Genomic DNA, 699 nt, shown 5'->3' on the forward strand with positions numbered 1-699 from the left:
CGTTCCCCGCCTTGGAAAATATACAAAAGCGAAGGAAACGCCCATGCTGCCTGGCCTCAAGGCCGGATTCACGCTGGACGCCCGATTGGAGGCGGACAGTGAGCAGCTCATGTGGCTCGGCCTGTGCGAACTCAGGCTGATGAACGATCGCCGCTGGCCGTGGCTGGTCCTGGTGCCGCAGCGGCCAGGCGTGGAGGAAATCCACGAGCTGACGCCGCTCGACCAGGCGATGCTGACCTTCGAGACCAACATGGTGGCGCAGGCGCTGAAGCGGGTGACCGGCTGCACCAAGATCAACACCGGCGCGCTCGGCAACATCGTGCGCCAACTCCATGTCCACGTCATCGCCCGCACCGAAGGCGACCCCGGCTGGCCGGGGCCGGTCTGGGGGCACGGCATGCGCGAGCCCTATCAACGCCCCGACATCCGCCGGTTTGCCGAAACGATCAAGGCAGCGCTATAAGCCGACCAGTGTCCATCAGAACCCCGAGACCCCATGCGCTTTCGTCTGTTTGACGCGCCCCTGCGCGAGCCGAGCCAGTTCGTCGGTTTCGCCGGAAACCAGATCGACCGGCAATCGGAAAACCGCGCCGACGACGCGGTGGAGAAAGCCCTTGCCGATCAAACGGCGCGGTTTTCCGATTGCCGGTCGATCTGGTTTCCGGCGAAACCGACGAACTGGCTCGGCTCGCGCAGGGG

At 64.9% G+C, this 699-nt stretch carries 1 protein-coding gene and 1 pseudogene; both read left to right on the forward strand.

What is annotated here, in order from left to right; all coding sequences use genetic code 11:
• Nucleotides 1-43: 43 nt before the first annotated feature.
• Nucleotides 44-463: an HIT family protein gene (locus EOA38_RS38180; RefSeq protein WP_126090388.1), complete on the forward strand. Its 420-nt coding sequence runs from the start codon at nucleotides 44-46 to the stop codon at nucleotides 461-463.
• Between the two features lie 33 nt (nucleotides 464-496).
• Nucleotides 497-699 (forward strand): annotated as a pseudogene (locus EOA38_RS39990) (hypothetical protein); the annotation flags it as partial.

It is taken from the genome of Mesorhizobium sp. M1E.F.Ca.ET.041.01.1.1, assembly GCF_003997355.1.
GTDB lineage: Bacteria > Pseudomonadota > Alphaproteobacteria > Rhizobiales > Rhizobiaceae > Mesorhizobium.

Bases quoted from the DNA above. Each gene is read 5' to 3' on its own strand.
- EOA38_RS38180 (WP_126090388.1), top strand. From the start codon at position 44: ATGCTGCCTGGCCTCAAGGCCGGATTCACGCTGGACGCCCGATTGGAG.